Source organism: Kitasatospora sp. NPDC096140 (assembly GCF_040303045.1).
Classification (GTDB): Bacteria; Actinomycetota; Actinomycetes; order Streptomycetales; family Streptomycetaceae; genus Kitasatospora.
The window spans coordinates 119,498-132,376 of the sequence record NZ_JBEOUW010000008.1; the positions used below are offsets into that span (position 1 = coordinate 119,498).

Genomic DNA, 12,879 nt, shown 5'->3' on the forward strand with positions numbered 1-12,879 from the left:
CCGGCCGCTCGCCCGGGTGCCCGCGCCGGGATGCGTATGGATGTGGCACAACTCGTCCCGACCCCCGCCCTCACCCTCCGTAGTCGGCGAGGTAGCGGAGCACCTTGTCGACATGCGCGCGGACCCGGTCCGGGACTCCCCCGGCCGACTCCACCGTCTTGTCGCTGGTCCGGTAGGCGGCCGAGACCAGCGCGGGCAGGTCGCGGGTGAACCCGGCCCGTTTGAGCTGCTGGTCCAGCCAGCAGACGTAGTTGCCCATCGCGGCGATGGCGTCGCCCGGGTCCAGGTAGGACTTGGGGCCTGCGTGGGTGGCCGCCTTGGCCCAGGCGTCGAAGACGGCGGGCGTCCACATGGCGATGCCGTACTCGCCGGTCTCCGGGCGGGCGGCGTTCGGGTCGAAGCCGCTCTCGGCCTTCAGCATCGCGGCCAGCAGCACCGGGGTGACCTCCCGCTCGGGGCAGCGGCGGGCGGCGTTCAGGATCATGTCCCGGTAGGCGACCGGGACGTCCGAGTCCGCCGGGATCGCGCCGGGCAGCGGGGGCGGGCCGCGGTGGGCGCCCGGGCCGGCGGGTTCCGGCCCCCCGGTCAGTGCGAGGACGGTGAACGCGCAGGCCAGCGCACCCGCACCGGCCCGCAGCGCGGCGCGGCGACGCCGGGCCGGACCGGCGGTCGCCCGGGCGACCAGCGCGGCGAGGTCGACGCGGGCCCGCTCCTCCCGCCCGGGGGCCAGGCAGGCGGCGACCACGGGCCGCCAGGGTGCGGGCAGCGCCTCGTCCAGCCGCAGCGGCGCGGCCCCGCGCGCGTACGCCTGGGCGGCCAGCGAGCGGGCCCGGGCGGTGGCGCCGAGGAAGGGGTGCAGCCCGCCGGTGAGCAGCTGGTGGGCGATCACCCCGAAGGCCCAGACGTCGGCACTGGGGCGCACCGCGACCCCGCGCGCGCCGGTGCGCTGGGACCACCACTCGGGCGGGACGTGGTCGGGCGAGCCGAGCGGCGGGGCGTACGCGTGGGTGCCCTCCAGCTCGGCGGTGAGGCCGAAGTCGGCGATCCTGGCGCTGCCGTCGGGCATCAGGAGGATATTGGCCGGTTTCAGGTCCCCGTGCACCCAGCCGGCCCGGTGCATGTGGGTCAGCCCCGCGCAGACCTCGGCGAGGACGCGCTCGGCGCCGGGCACCGCCGTGCCCGGTCGGGCGGCGGCCAGCACATCCTGGAGACTGCGGGCGGCACGCTCCATCACCAGGGCGACGGCGCCGTCCAGGGCCGGGTGGTCCGGGTCCTCGACGGTGACCACGGCGAGGGTGCGGATCAGGTTCGGGTGGTCGGCGCGGCGGCTGAAGCGCTGCTCGCTGCGGGCCATCTGCGCCACCGTCCGACGCTGACCGGGGCTGAACCGGGCGGCCCCGAGCAGTTTGACGGCGGCCCGGGTGCCGTCCGGGCCCTCGGCGGCGTGGACGCTGCCCCACGCGCCCGCGCCGAGGAACGCGCCGAGGCGGTAGCCGGCGATCGGGTAGCCGTCCGGGACGTCGAAGGGCGGGCCGCCCTCCGGCCCACGGCTCTCCGGCCCACGGCTTTCCGGCGGGCGCGCCTCCGAGGGCTCGGGCTGTTCGGACGGCCCCTGCGCCCCTGGCTGCTCGGACGGCCCGTGCATCCCGGACGGCTCCGGCCCGGGCCCGGCGGCGGGCTTCACGGCCGGGCGGCCGCGCGCCGGGGCGGGAGCAGGGCCAGGTGCTCCTCCCGGACGAGGTCGAACTTCAGTGCCAGGGCGGCGAGTTCCTCGCGCTTGCCGCCACCCGGGCCCTCCTCGTACGGCTCGCGGAGCCGCAGCTTGGTCTCCACCAGGTAGTCGATGTGGTAGTTCACCGCCGAGCGGGTGAGCCCGCGGCAGGAGGGCAGGGCGCGCAGCCGGGCCAGCACCTCGGTCACGCCCGGGACGACGGCGGCGGAGGGCGAGCGCAACCGCGGCTCGCACAGCGCGAGCAGCACCAGGAAGTACTTGGCGGTCGGGTCCAGGGCGAAGGGGCTGACGGTGTGTTCGCCGTCGGCGCCGCCGGGCCGGCCGTCCAGGTAGGCGTGCTGCGGGGCGAAGACCTTGAAGGAGGCGGGTTCGCCCAGCGCGGGCAGCAGCACCCGGGAGAGCTCGAACGGCACGGGCGCGCCGAGCCGGCCGGGGGCGACCTTGATGTGCTCGCCCGCGCCCTCCAGGTTCTCCACGACGTAGGTGGCGGAGCCGCTGAAGTTGGACAGCCGCCAGTAGTCCTCGGCCGCGACCACCTCGCCCGCGCGGCGGGAGACACCTTGGTCGGGCAGTGGGATGGCGACCGGCCGGCCGGGCTCGCCGCGGCCGAACACCGCGGCCTCGCCGGGGCCCATCCGCACCAGACCGGGCGCTTCTCGGGGCGCCATCTCGGGCCCCGGACAGGGAAGTTGCACGATGACCGTGTCCACGCAGCCACCTCCGTGGGATCGGATCGATGGTATCCGCCCGATTCGCCCCGGAGGCAAACCGCCACCCGGACGAGTGAAGGGACACCGCCAACCCCGCCCGGCCCGCCGGGAGTTGCCGTCCACTCACCGCGAGGAGCACGTCGGCGACGCGCTCCGGCGACCGTTTCGGGGGCCGTGCCGCGCCGGGCACCCACGTGACCAGAGAGGCAAAGGGTGATCCAAGAGACGGTCAAGGAGGCGTGGAGGACACGCCGATCCGCCGCCGTCCGGACCGCACGGACCCCTTCGGCAGCACGGGCACCGTGTCCGTCCACCCCCGTACGGCGACCCGGGCGCCTTCCGGGCGCGGCCCGGGACGACCCGCGGACCGCGAAGCGTCGGGCAACGGTTTCGGCCGGGCGATCCCACCCCGTTCACCCGGGAAAACCGGTGCTGAGCTGGGGAGATGCTGCGCGTCGGACCGGCACCCCGGCACCGCCGGACGGCGGGGCGGAGGCAGAACGCCGGACGGTGCCATCGCGCACGAACTGATCATCCGTCAGATCGGCAGCTGTCCGGATACCGAACACTCGGTGAATGGTTGCAGCATGTAGTTGAATGGTCACCATGAGTGTGACGCAACGCACACACGCGACGTCCACAATGTGTGCAACACTCATCCCAAGGAGTGAGATTCCCTTAATTTCCAAGGAGGTTCGCATCATGCGCACTCGGATCGCAGCTGTGATGATGACGGTGGCAGGGATCGCCGGGCTGACGGCGGGCCCGGCCCTGGCTGCCACGGCAACGTCCGAGACCGACGCCGTGGCCTGCGTCACGGTGCTCAACCGCCCCTGCGTCTCGCACCAGACCGACGGCGAGGGCTTCGTCGGCGTCGCCCAGGTCACCGCCGACCCGGGCCAGTTGACGATCGTGAAGGTCGAGGTCCGCACCCAGGCCGCGTGGGGCAGCCCGTGGGAGACCGCCGCCTCGGCCACCACCGTACGGTTCGGCTCCGCCAAGGCCGTCACCCCGCGCGTCGTCACCACCGACCTGCACATGATCTGCGCCACCGCCGGCCCGGCGCTGGACGCGGCCAAGCAGGTCACCACCTGTACCAACCCGTTCTGATCACGGGGCCCTTGACGGGCAGCACGCGCGCCGCCGCCGGCACGACCGAACGGCAGCGGTGACGACAGGACGAGCCGGGGCGCCGCCCCGCTCGGGGCCGGTCGCCGGGACCCCCGTTCCCGGCGACCGGCCCGTCGGCGTTCGGGCCTGTCGGAGTTGGGACCCGTCGGCATTCGGGCTCGTCCGACGCCCTGGCCCGGGCCGGGCCGACACCCAGGCCCCGCGCCGGGGCCCGGCCACCCACCACCCGGCCACCACCCGGCCACCACCCGGCCACCACCGCGCGGAGTCCCCACCCCGGAGCCCGGCGGGAGAACAGCAGGCCACGGACCGGCTCCGACCGGGCCCCGGGTGGACCTGGGGCACCCGTTCACGGCAAACTGGTCTAGACCTCGGAGGTCTAGACCTCAGACGCGCCTCAGAACGGTGGACCCAGTATGGAAATCGTGATCGTCCCAGACGCCCGGGCGGCCGGCGAACTCATCGCCGCGGCGATCACCGATCTGCTGACCGACAAGCCCGACGCCCTGCTCGGCGTGGCGACCGGTTCGACCCCGCTGCCGATCTACCAGTCCCTCGCCGCCCGGGTCGGCGACGGCCGGCTGGACGCCTCCCGGGCGCGCATCTGCCAGCTGGACGAGTACGTCGGCCTGCCGGCCGGCCACCCGGAGTCCTACCGCTCCGTGGTGCTGCACGAGGTCGTGGAGCCGCTCGGTCTGACCGAGGACTCCTTCCTGGGCCCGGACGGCAATGCGGCGGACATCGCCGGCGCGGCCGCCGCCTACGACCGTGCACTCGCCGAGGCCGGCGGCGTCGACCTCCAGCTGCTCGGCATCGGCACCGACGGCCACATCGGCTTCAACGAGCCCTGCTCCTCGCTGGCCTCCCGGACCCGGATCAAGACCCTGACCCGGCAGACCCGCGAGGACAACGCGCGCTTCTTCGACAGCATCGACGAGGTCCCGCACCACGTCATCACCCAGGGCATCGGCACCATCCTGGAGGCCCGCCACCTGGTGCTGCTCGCCACCGGCGAGGCCAAGGCCGAGGCCGTCGCCCTCGCCGTCGAGGGCCCGCTGTCCGCCGTCGTCCCCGCCTCGGCGCTCCAGCTGCACCCGCACGCGACCGTGGTGGTCGACGAGGCCGCCGCCTCCCGCCTCAAGCTCGCCGACTACTTCCGCGACACCTACGCGGCCAAGCCGTCCTGGCAGAAGCTCTGAGCGCTCCCGCGGCGCAGCCGTGACGGCCGGGGCGCCGGCCACCGATCCCCTCGGTGGCCGGCGCCCCGGCTCGTTCGGGCGCGCGGGCGCCAGCGCCGGGCGCGGCGGTCCGCCACACGCCGCCCGGCGGGGCCCGAGCCGGTCAGCGCTTGCGGAGCCGGCCGGCGAAGGCCTCCAGGGCCGGGCCCGGGTCGCGCCGACCGATGCCGAGGCGGAAGCGGTCGGTCGGGGTGGGCGTCAGTTCGGAGCGGAAGGTGCTCGCGGGCAGCAGGATGACGCCCGCCTGCTCGACCAGCCCGGCGCAGAAGTCCTCCACCCCGTCCGCCCCGAGGTAGCGCGGGAAGGCGACGCAGCCGCCGTCCGGGGCCCGCCACTCGAAGAGGTCGGCGAACTCGGCGAAGAAGGCGTCGAAGAGCGGCAGGTTCTCGGCGATGATGCCGCGGTTGCGCGCCAGGATCCGCTCGCGGGCCGTGATCGCGATCCGGGCCAGCACCTCGCTCGGCGCCGAGTTGCAGATCGTGGTGTAGTGCTTGGCCCGTTCCAGGCGGGAGCGCACCTCGCGGTCCCGGCAGGCGATCCAGCCGATCCGCAGGCCGGGCAGGCCGAGCGACTTGGAGGTGACGTTGAGCGAGAGGGCCCGCTCGGAGAGGTCGGCGGCCTGCGGCAGGGTGCGGGCCGGATCCTGCTCCAGGCCGCGGTAGACCTCGTCCGAGAAGAGCCGGATGCCGCGCTCGTCGCAGAGTTCGACGAGCCGGGCGAAGTCGGCGGCGTCGATCAGCGCGCCGGTGGGGTTGTTGGGGAAGTTGACCGACAGCACCCTGGTGTTCGGGCGCAGCGCCGCCTCGACGGCGTCGAGGTCGAGCGCCCAGTCCCTCCGGTCGTCCAGGGCGACGCCGGTGACCTCGCACAGGGAGAGCGGGACGGTCTCGGCGGACTGGTAGCCGGGGGTCACCACCACCGCGTGGTCGCCCGGTTCGAGCAGCACCTGCATGGCGAGGTTGAGCCCCTCCTGGGCCCCGGCGAAGCAGATCAGGTCGTCCTCGTCGACCCGCTCGTACGTCCCGGCGATCGCCCGGCGGAGCCCGGGGTCGCCGAAGGTCTCGGTGTAGCCGAGGGCGAGGGTGTCCCAGGCCTCGCGGTCCTCGGGGCCGGCCAGGGCGAGCAGCTCGGCCATCGTCATGGTCTGGGCGTCGGAGGCGGTGAGGTGGTGGGGTGCGGTGAACTCCCAGCGCGAGAGGTGGGTTTCGAGCCGGAAGTCGGGGAGCTGGGGCATGGGGGCCGTTCCTTCCTGGGGCCTGGGGTGCTGCGGGGCCGTCGGGCCTTGCGGTCCTACGGCCTTACGGGCCGGCGGGGTGCTTGAGCTCGGCGAGCAGGCTGTAGGCGGTCGAGCGGGATATCCGCAGCGCCGTGGCGACGACCGGGACGGCCCGGCGGACGGCGAACACCCCGGCCTGGTCGAGTTCGCGCAGCACGGCCAGCCGGTCCTCGCGGGTGAAGCGCTCCAGCGGGCGCCCCCGGGCGCGGGCGTGGCCGGCGATCACGTCGTTCATCCGCTCCGTCCAGTCGCGTTCGAAGAGCGGCTCGGGGCGCGGTGCGCTGGGGGCGGCGAAGCCGGCGAGGAGGGCGGCGGCCTGCTCCAGCGGGCCCCGGTCGAGGTTGACGCAGAGCACCGCCGAGGGCTGTCCGGCGTCGTCGCGCAGCACGGCGCTGACGGCGGAGAGCCGGCGGCCGTCGGGCAGCGCCTTCTCGTACGGGCCGTAGACGTCGGGGGCGGTGGGGTCGACCTCGTCCAGTTCGCCGAGCATCGACGGGTCGCCCGGGGCGCGGGGGGTCATCGGGTTCCAGATGGCGAGCACCCGGTCGGTGGCGATGTCGTGCAGCACCACCTCGGCGTACGGGCCGAGCAGCAGGGCCACCGCGCGGCAGGCCGGGGCGAAGGTCCGGACGCGCGGGTCGGGGTTCTCCGAGGGCATGTTCGGACTGTACGTCCGGCCCGGACACTTCGTCCAGGACCGCCGACGGCGGAGGCCCCGCCGGACGGGCCCGGGGTCCGGCAGGACTCCCGGGTTCCGGCGGGGCCTCCGCGCCGCGGTTCGACGGCGGGTACTGGGTGCAGGCGGGTGCTACGTACAGGCGGGTGCTACGTGCAGGTGATCGACAGTCCGAGGACGGAGGAGCAGCTGCGGGTGTCCCGGCTGGTGGTGGGCGACGGGTCGGCGGGGGTGCCTGCGGTGCGGGCCACGGTGACGTCCCAGCTGCGGATCAGCGAGAGCACTCCGACCTGGATCGTGAAGTGCCGGGTGACGGTCGCGCCCTTGGCGAGCGGGGCGGCCAGCGTGCAGGTGAGCTTCCCGGCGGCCACGGTGCAGTCGGTGGAGGTGGTGGTCAGGCCGCTGGGCAGGCCGGCGGTGACGGTGGCCGCGGTGATCGGGTCGGGGCCCTGGTTGGTGAGCGTGACCGTGTAGTCGACGCGGCTGGCGAGCAGTTGGGTGACCGGGGTCGCGGTGAGCGCCACGGCCAGGTGGGCGCTGGGCGCGGCGTAGGTGAAGCGGTCGGCGGCGACGGCCGCGCTGGTGCCGCCGGGCGTGGTGACCCGGACGTCCACCGGGCCGGTCACGGTGGTGGCGGGGGCGGTCGCGGTGCAGCTGGTCCTGGTGCAGCTGAACGCGGTGGCCGGGCCGGCCGCGCCGAAGGTCACCGCGGTGGCGCCGTTCAGGTCGGTGCCGGTGATCGTCACCACGGTGCCGCCCGTCCCGGAGCCGCTGCTCGGGGCGATCGCGGTCACGGCCGGTACGGGCAGCGGGAAGTTCAGCACCTGCACGGCGTTGCCGGCGAAGTCGGCCAGGTAGCCGTGCCGCCCGTCGGCGGCCAGCGCCAGGGTGTACGGGCTCGCGCCGACCGGAACGGTCGCGGTGACGGTGCGGGTGGCGGTGTCCACCACGCTCAGCGTGTTGTCGGCGTAGTCGGACACGTACGCGGTCGCACCGTCGGGGGCGACGGTGACGGCGTACGGGCCGGATCCGACCTGGACGGTGCCGAGGAGCGTGTTCGCCGCGGTGTCGATCACGGCGGCCGTGCTGTCGTCGCCGTCGGCCACCCAGAGCCGGCTGCCGTCCGGGGCGAGTGCCAGGCCGAAGGCGCTGTGGCCGACGGGAACGGTGGCGCTCACCGCGCTGCCCACGGTGTCGACGACGTTCACCGCCTTGTCACCGGAGGCCGCGACGTACAGCCGCTTGCCGTCGGGCGAGACGGCCAGCCCGTGCGGCTCGGCGCCGACCGGGACGGTCGCGGTCACGGTGTTCGAGGAGGTGTCCAGCACGCTCACCGTGTTGGCGGAGGCGTTGCTCACGTAGGCGCGCGAGCCGTCCGGGGAGAGGGCGAGGCCCCAGGGCTGGGTGCCGACCGGGACGGTCGCGGTCACCGTGTTCGTCGCGGTGTCCACGACGCTGACCGTGTTGTCCAGGTGGTGCGTCAGGTAGGCGCGGTGCCCGTCCGGCGCGAGGGCGACCGCGTAGGAGCCGGTGCCGGCGGTGAAGCTGCCGGACACCGTGTTGTTCGCGGTGTCCAGAACGCTCACGGTGCCGCTGCTCTGGCTGGTCACGTAGGCGTGGCCGCCGTCCGGCGCCAGGGCGACGCCCGCCGGGTAGGGGGCCACCGGCACCTGGGCGGTGACGGCCGGCGGCGGGGCGGCGGCCCCGGCGGTGGTGGCGGGCAGGGACAGCAGTGCGGCCGTGGCCGCGGCTATCGCGGTCACGGCCGTCGGGGTTCGACGGGGTGCTCGGCGTGTTCTCACGGTCTCTCCGTTCGGTCGGCGGTCGGCGGTCGGGGTGGCGCTCGGTACGGGCGGTGCGGTGCGGCACGGGCCGTGCTGCTCGGTACGGGTGGTGCGGTACGGGTGGTGCGGTGCGGCACGGGCCGTGCTGCTCGGTACGGGTGGTGCGGTACGGGTGGTGCGGCTGTGCCGTGCGTCACGCGCGGGGCGGGCCCCGGGCCGCACGAAGCGTAGAAGCCGCCCTGACCACCCGTCAGGGAGTGACCGCTAATGTCGCCAACTGTTCAGATTCGACCGGTTCTTCGGGCAGCTTCCGGACCACTCCGGTCGGGGTCGTGCAGAAAATTGGAATTGTGGAGTCGCATTCGATAGCGTTTCGAACGTGAGGCTGACCAAGAGCACCGACATCGCCCTCCGCATCGCCATGCGGCTGGCGGTCCTCGCCGAGGGCGACACCCCGACCACCCGCGAGGTGGCCGAGTCGGTCGGCGTGCCGTACACCCACGCGGCGAAGGTGGTCAGCCGCCTGCAGCACCTCGGGGTGGTGGAGGCCCGGCGCGGTCGCGGCGGCGGGCTGATGATCACCTTCGCCGGGCGGACCGGCTCGCTCGGACTACTGCTGCGGGAGCTGGAAGGCGTCGGCGACGTGGTCGGCTGCGAGGACGACCCGCCGTGCCCGCTGCGGGCCGCGTGCCGGCTGCGCGGGGTGCTGCGCAACGCCCAGGAGGCGTTCTTCGCCACGCTCGACCCGTACTGCATCGACGATCTGGTGGCCGCCCCCACCGGACCGGTCCTGCTCAGCCTCACGATCCGCCCCACCGACTGACCCGCCCCACCGACCGATCCACTCCACCGACCGGTCCGCGCCCCTGCGGCCGCTCGGTACCGTACGGCCTTAAATACGAATCTCAGATACCAGTTAGGAGCCCGACCGATGCTGTCCGCGAAGTCCGCCGAGGTCATCGAAGCCACCCTGCCCGCCGTGGGCGCCGCCATCGGCGACATCACCCCGCGCTTCTACGACCGGCTGTTCGCCGCCCACCCCGAGCTGCTGCGCGACCTCTTCAACCGCGGCAACCAGGCCAACGGCACCCAGCGTCAGGCGCTGGCCGGCTCGATAGCCACCTTCGCCACCGCGCTGCTCGCCCACCCGGACCAGCGCCCCGACGCGATGCTCGCGCGGATCGCCCACAAGCACGTCTCGGTCGGCATCGCCGACGATCAGTACAAGATCGTCCACGAGCACCTGTTCGCCGCGATCGTGGAGGTCCTCGGCGAGGCCGTCACCCCCGAGGTCGCCGCCGCCTGGGACGAGGTCTACTGGCTGATGGCCAACGCGCTGATCGCCGTCGAGGACCGGCTGCGCACCGAGGCCGCCGCGGGCGGCGACCCGGCCGACCTGTGGCGCCCCTACACCGTGGTCACCCGCTACCAGGAGACCGACAGCGTCACCAGCTACCTCGTCCGCCCGGCCGACGACCGCCCCGTGCCGGCCTCCCGCCCCGGCCAGTACGTCTCCGTGCGCACCGAACTGCCCGACGGCGCCCGGCAGATCCGCCAGTACAGCCTCTCCGGCGGGGCCGACGGCGCGCTGCGCTTCACCGTCAAGCGCGAGGCCGGCGGCGAGGTCTCCGGCCACCTCCAGGACCACCTGCGCACCGGCGACACCGTCGAGCTCTCCGCCCCGATGGGCGACGTCTTCCTCGCCGAGGGCGACGGCCCGGTCCTGCTCGCCTCGGCCGGCATCGGCAACACCCCGATGACCGCGATGCTCGACCACCTCGCCGCCACCGGCTCCACCCGCCGGATCGTCTCGGTGCACGGCGACCGCGACCAGCTCAGCCACGCCTTCCGCGCCGACCTGGAGCAGCTGACCGCCAAGCTGCCGAACGCCACCTCCCACGTCTTCTACGAGCGGCCGCTCGGCGAGTGGCCGGCCGAGCGCACCGGACTGGTGAACCTCGCCTCGGTCGAGATCCCGGCCGGCACCACCGCCTACCTCTGCGGCCCGCTGCCCTTCCTGCGCGCCGTGCGCGAGCAGCTGCTGACCGCCGGAGTCCCGGCGGCGGACATCCACTACGAGGTGTTCGGCCCGGACCTCTGGCTCGGCGCCTGATCCCGGGAACCCCGGCCTGACCGGGCTCCCCGCACCGGCACCGGTCCGCCCGTACGACGACGGGCGGGCCGGTGCCGCAGTGCTGCGGGTTCCCCACGGGCTCCGGGTTCCGTACGGCTTCGGGTGCCGTACCGCTCCGGATGCCGCACGGCATCAGGCCCTGCCGGTCCGGTTCACGCGGGGGCCGGGGCCGGCCTGAGCTCCAGGGTGCAGCACTTGGCCCCGCCGCCGCCCTTCAGCAGCTCGGAGACGTCCACCGGGATCGGCTCGTAGCCGTGGTCGGCGAGCCGGCCCGCCAGGTTCTTGGCCGTCTCCGGCAGCAGCACCCGGCGCCCGTCCGAGACCGCGTTGAGCCCGAACGCCTCGGCGTCCGCGCGGTCGGCGAGGACGGCGTCCGGGTAGAGCGTGCGCAGCGCGGCGCGGCTGTCGGCGTCGAACGCCTCCGGGTAGTACATGACGTGGTCGTCCGCGAGCACGGCCAGCGCGGTGTCCAGGTGGTAGAAGCGCGGGTCGACCAGGGTCAGGCTGACCACCGGGACGCCGAACAGCTCGCCCGCCTCGGCGTGCGCGGCGCGCGAGCTGCGGAAGCCCGTCCCGGCGAGCACCCGGCGGCCCACCACCAGGTGGTCGCCCTCGCCCTCGTTGACCTGCCCGGCGCGGCGCACCTCGCGGTAGCCGCGCGCCCGGAACCAGGCCTGGTAGGCGTCCGACTCGGCGGCGCGCTGCGGGTGGCGGAAGGTCGCCACCAGCACCCGGCCGTCCAGCACGGTCGCGCCGTTGGCGGCGTAGACCATGTCGGGCAGGCCGGGCAGCGGGTCGATCAGCTCGACGGTGTGGCCGAGGCGGCGGTACGTCCAGTACAGCCGCTCCCACTGGCGGAGCGCGAGCGCGGTGTCGGTGGGCTGGGACGGATCCATCCACGGATTGATCGCGTAGTCCACGGTGAAGTGCGTCGGCCTGCACATCAGGTAGCGCCGCGGCCGGGCGGTGCGCTCCGGGGTCTGCGTGGGCATGGCTCAACCGTCCTTGGATCGCGGGGAGCTCGGGGTTCCGCCGGTACGGAACACCTCTCTGTTGCAGAGGCGGCTGCCCCGGCGGCACCGTTCGCACACCAGCGCGGGCGCCCCCGGTGGACGCACGCCCCCGCGCACCCGGCGCGAGCACCGGCGCACGTGTCCTCCGGTGCTACCGGCGGGTCCGCGCGCGGACCGCGGTCGGCGCGGCGGCGCGGGGCCCGTTACCAGCGGCGCCTCGGTGCCCGTACCAGCGGCGCCGCAGGACCCGCACCCTGCCGCGCCCCGGGGCCCGCTACCAGCGGACCGCGGCGAAGTCCACCGGCGCGGACCGCAGCTTGCGGCAGCGCTCGGCCAGCGAACGCAGCCGGCGGTCCGCCTCCTCGGCGGGCATCCGGCGCCGCTCCCCGTGCCCGGGGAGCAGCCACTCGAAGCGGAGCACGCCCAGGCTGCGCTCCAGCGAGGCCGCCTGCTCCTCGATCGAGTACCAGGTGATGGCCTCGTGCACCTCCACGTCCCCGGTGGTGCGGGACCAGTACAGGCTGTCGCCGCTGAAGCAGTACCGCTCGTCGGCGACGAAGAGCACGCTGCCGCGGGTGTGGCCGGGGAGCGGGTGGGCGACCAGGCCGGGACCGATCTCCACCGGCTCGGTGCCGCGCAGCACCCGGTCCGCGTCGGGGGCGGCGTCGAGGTCGCCCTCGTGGATCCAGAGCCGGGCGCCGAGCCGGTCGGCGTACTCCCGGCCGTGCCGGGCGTGGTCACGGTGGGTCAGCAGGACGTCGGTGACCGGGCCGAGCGCGGCGTAGCGGGCGGCCAGCTCCTCGCTGTAGCGGGGCGTGTCGACCATCACCCAGCCGGTGGGGCGGCGGCAGAGGTAGGAGTTGGCGCCCGCCGTGAGGCGGGAGTTGTGGCCGAGCAGCAGCACGCCGTCGTCGAGGGCGAGCGGGAAGGGGTCGTCGGCCGGGTCGAGCCGGCCGAAGCCGGGGCGGACGGAGCGGGTCGGGCAGGCGTGGGCGGCGGCCAGCAGCTGTCGGCGTTCGGCCGCGTCGCGCGGCTGGCGGACCAGCTCGGAGCGGCCGGCGTGTTCGCGGACCAGGTCGGGGGCGAGCTGGCGGGCGACGTCGCAGTTGGTGCAGCGGTCGTCGATCGACCAGTTCTCGGGCACGTCGGAACGCGGGTTCGTGGCCATGGATGTCTTCCCCCAGA

11 protein-coding genes are annotated in these 12,879 nt (G+C 74.6%); 4 read left to right on the plus strand and 7 right to left on the minus strand.

The window, feature by feature from the left end; translation table 11 throughout:
• Positions 1-70: 70 nt before the first annotated feature.
• Together ABT048_RS10555 and ABT048_RS10560 are read right to left on the minus strand one after the other, a co-directional pair.
• The gene (locus ABT048_RS10555; RefSeq protein WP_350520953.1) at positions 71-1,645 is read right to left on the minus strand and encodes a serine/threonine-protein kinase; all 1,575 of its coding nucleotides are present in this window, start codon (positions 1,643-1,645) and stop codon (positions 71-73) included.
• A gap of 35 nt (positions 1,646-1,680) precedes the next feature.
• Positions 1,681-2,442, minus strand: a complete 762-nt coding sequence (locus ABT048_RS10560; RefSeq protein WP_350520954.1) for a serine/threonine protein kinase — start codon at positions 2,440-2,442, stop codon at positions 1,681-1,683.
• Positions 2,443-3,144: 702 nt separating this feature from the next.
• On the opposite strand from ABT048_RS10560, the gene ABT048_RS10565 reads away from it, so the two are divergent.
• Positions 3,145-3,552, plus strand: a complete 408-nt coding sequence (locus ABT048_RS10565; RefSeq protein WP_350520955.1) for a hypothetical protein — start codon at positions 3,145-3,147, stop codon at positions 3,550-3,552.
• Between the two features lie 437 nt (positions 3,553-3,989).
• Entirely contained in the window at positions 3,990-4,772 is a 783-nt protein-coding gene (locus tag ABT048_RS10570) for a glucosamine-6-phosphate deaminase (RefSeq protein ID WP_350520956.1), read from the plus strand.
• A 142-nt stretch (positions 4,773-4,914) separates the two neighbouring features.
• On the opposite strand, the gene ABT048_RS10575 is transcribed toward ABT048_RS10570, so the two are convergent.
• The 3 genes from ABT048_RS10575 to ABT048_RS10585 form a co-directional block, all read right to left on the minus strand.
• Positions 4,915-6,045, minus strand: a complete 1,131-nt coding sequence (locus ABT048_RS10575; protein WP_350520957.1) for an aminotransferase class I/II-fold pyridoxal phosphate-dependent enzyme — start codon at positions 6,043-6,045, stop codon at positions 4,915-4,917.
• Between the two features lie 64 nt (positions 6,046-6,109).
• A complete protein-coding gene (locus tag ABT048_RS10580; protein ID WP_350520958.1) occupies positions 6,110-6,745 on the minus strand; it encodes a helix-turn-helix transcriptional regulator in 636 nt (211 codons plus the stop codon).
• A gap of 167 nt (positions 6,746-6,912) precedes the next feature.
• Positions 6,913-8,526 (minus strand): choice-of-anchor I domain-containing protein, encoded by a 1,614-nt coding sequence (locus tag ABT048_RS10585; protein ID WP_350520959.1) that lies wholly within the window; start codon positions 8,524-8,526, stop codon positions 6,913-6,915.
• Positions 8,527-8,926: 400 nt separating this feature from the next.
• Here ABT048_RS10585 and ABT048_RS10590 point away from each other — a divergent pair, with 400 nt between their 5' ends.
• Positions 8,927-9,370, plus strand: coding sequence for an RrF2 family transcriptional regulator (locus ABT048_RS10590; protein ID WP_350520960.1), 444 nt, complete (start codon positions 8,927-8,929; stop codon positions 9,368-9,370).
• A gap of 108 nt (positions 9,371-9,478) precedes the next feature.
• Complete coding sequence (locus ABT048_RS10595) at positions 9,479-10,660, plus strand: globin domain-containing protein (RefSeq protein ID WP_350520961.1); 1,182 nt, start codon at positions 9,479-9,481, stop codon at positions 10,658-10,660.
• 173 nt (positions 10,661-10,833) lie between these two features.
• Here the strand turns inward: ABT048_RS10595 and ddaH are convergent, their stop codons facing one another.
• Both ddaH and ABT048_RS10605 read right to left on the minus strand, forming a co-directional pair.
• The gene (ddaH, locus tag ABT048_RS10600; protein ID WP_350520962.1) at positions 10,834-11,673 is read right to left on the minus strand and encodes a dimethylargininase; all 840 of its coding nucleotides are present in this window, start codon (positions 11,671-11,673) and stop codon (positions 10,834-10,836) included.
• Between the two features lie 295 nt (positions 11,674-11,968).
• The gene (locus tag ABT048_RS10605; protein ID WP_350520963.1) at positions 11,969-12,862 is read right to left on the minus strand and encodes an MBL fold metallo-hydrolase; all 894 of its coding nucleotides are present in this window, start codon (positions 12,860-12,862) and stop codon (positions 11,969-11,971) included.
• Positions 12,863-12,879: the final 17 nt, after the last annotated feature.

Excerpts from the sequence above, each read along its gene's own strand:
- ABT048_RS10555 (WP_350520953.1), bottom strand. The coding sequence starts at position 1,645 with ATGCACGGGCCGTCCGAGCAGCCAGGGGCGCAGGGGCCGTCCGAACAG.
- ABT048_RS10565 (WP_350520955.1), top strand. The coding sequence starts at position 3,145 with ATGCGCACTCGGATCGCAGCTGTGATGATGACGGTGGCAGGGATCGCC.
- ABT048_RS10570 (WP_350520956.1), top strand. The coding sequence starts at position 3,990 with ATGGAAATCGTGATCGTCCCAGACGCCCGGGCGGCCGGCGAACTCATC.
- ABT048_RS10575 (WP_350520957.1), bottom strand. The coding sequence starts at position 6,045 with ATGCCCCAGCTCCCCGACTTCCGGCTCGAAACCCACCTCTCGCGCTGG.
- ABT048_RS10580 (WP_350520958.1), bottom strand. The coding sequence starts at position 6,745 with ATGCCCTCGGAGAACCCCGACCCGCGCGTCCGGACCTTCGCCCCGGCC.
- ABT048_RS10595 (WP_350520961.1), top strand. The coding sequence starts at position 9,479 with ATGCTGTCCGCGAAGTCCGCCGAGGTCATCGAAGCCACCCTGCCCGCC.
- ddaH (WP_350520962.1), bottom strand. The coding sequence starts at position 11,673 with ATGCCCACGCAGACCCCGGAGCGCACCGCCCGGCCGCGGCGCTACCTG.
- ABT048_RS10605 (WP_350520963.1), bottom strand. The coding sequence starts at position 12,862 with ATGGCCACGAACCCGCGTTCCGACGTGCCCGAGAACTGGTCGATCGAC.